The organism is Streptomyces sp. NPDC097129 (assembly GCF_055668065.1).
The window spans coordinates 1-1,430 of sequence record NZ_JBVOQE010000063.1 but is presented as its reverse complement, the minus strand read 5'-3'; the positions used below and the strand labels follow the sequence as shown (position 1 = coordinate 1,430).

The window sequence follows — 1,430 nt, the reverse complement described above, 5'->3', positions numbered from 1 at the left end:
ATTATCAGAGCCCACTCGACCAGGCACTGCTGCAATGGACCTGTTCGAGGGCGCCGGCCCTGGCAGCGAACTCGCTGTCTCCGTCGAGCCGGAAGGCATTCTCGTTGCCGGGGACCCGGAGGTCGTAGCCGGCTACCTCGCGCGCCTGACCGATCTCGCCGGCGAGGCACTCGATGTTTCCGGCGTCAGCACAACCTCGATGGCCAATGTCGCCGCCGCTGCCGTCGGAGCGAAATCTATTGCCGCCCAGGCCGGTCAGTTCGTGCGACTGTCACCGGACAGCGTCCAGGCATTGAAGACGTACAAAGCGTTGCCGGGTGACAGCGGGTTCTTCCGAATGACCGTCGTCGACCAAGCAGGGAAGTTCCGCCAGCAACTGCAATGGCAGAAAGTATCCCTCGGCCCCACCCAAGCACTGTCCTTCCAACTCATCGCGGTGCAGGTCGCCCTCTCGGTGGCCATCGCGTCGGTGAACGAATCGATCGCCCGCGTCGACGGTAAAGTCGAACAACTCCTCGCCCTCGCCCAAGCGTCCCGAGTCGGTGACGTGGTCGGTCATTTCACAACCTTGGATCGGCTCGTCACCACCCTCGACGAACACGGAACACTGCCGACCGCAGACTGGGAATCTGTTGCCGGACTCCGGCCCACCCTGAATGTGACCATCGAACGCCTCCGAGAACACGTCAAACGCACCTTGGCCGGGTTCGATGCCACTCGCCCGGTCCAGGATCGCGACGACTATCTCCCCCGAGCAATCGAAGAGAACCGGCTCGGCGAATCCCTGCACCTGTTGGTGGTCGGTGAGCAGTCGCTCTATCTGTGGCAGCGGTTGCGGATCGCGCGCGTGCAGGCCACCGAGCCGCAGCATCTGCAGGTGGTGCTCGACGACGCACGCACAGTGCTGGCAGAGCATTTCGAACGCGACGGCGAACTGTTGCTGCACGCGCGGTCGGAACTGTCGAACTTTGCAAAAATGCACCGACTCGACGGATTCCGGTGGGGCGCCGCCCACAATCTCAAACACGACATCGTCAAACTCAAGAACGACCTCGACGACTTCGCGCAGGCACGTGGCAGCCAGGTCATGGGATGGACCGACCACGAGAGTCCCAGCGTCGTCGACGCCCTGGCGGAAGTCGGCAGTCGGGCAGCGTCCGCAGGCAGTGCTGTCGCCGGCGCGGCCGGCAAAGCGATCGGTGCCGGTGTCTCAGGAGTCGGATCCGGGCTCGGGTGGGTGGGCCGCGGGATCGGAAACCTCGTGGGCTCGGGAAACCAACACGCAGACAAAGTCGAGATACCGACACCTACAACGGAACATCGTCTCGCGGGTGCAGCCACCGCAACCGCACAACCTGACGAGGCGAATCCGAACTCGTGCGACGGCGACGATTCGACATCCGAATCCTCCATGCTCACACACCAACCCG

1 protein-coding gene is annotated in these 1,430 nt (G+C 63.6%); it reads left to right on the top strand.

The genetic code is table 11. From position 1 onward, the window contains the following. Nucleotides 1–34 precede the first annotated feature (34 nt). On the top strand, nucleotides 35–1,430 hold a 1,396-nt coding region (locus AC0B9F_RS38100), incomplete at its 3' end, for a hypothetical protein (RefSeq protein WP_472010387.1).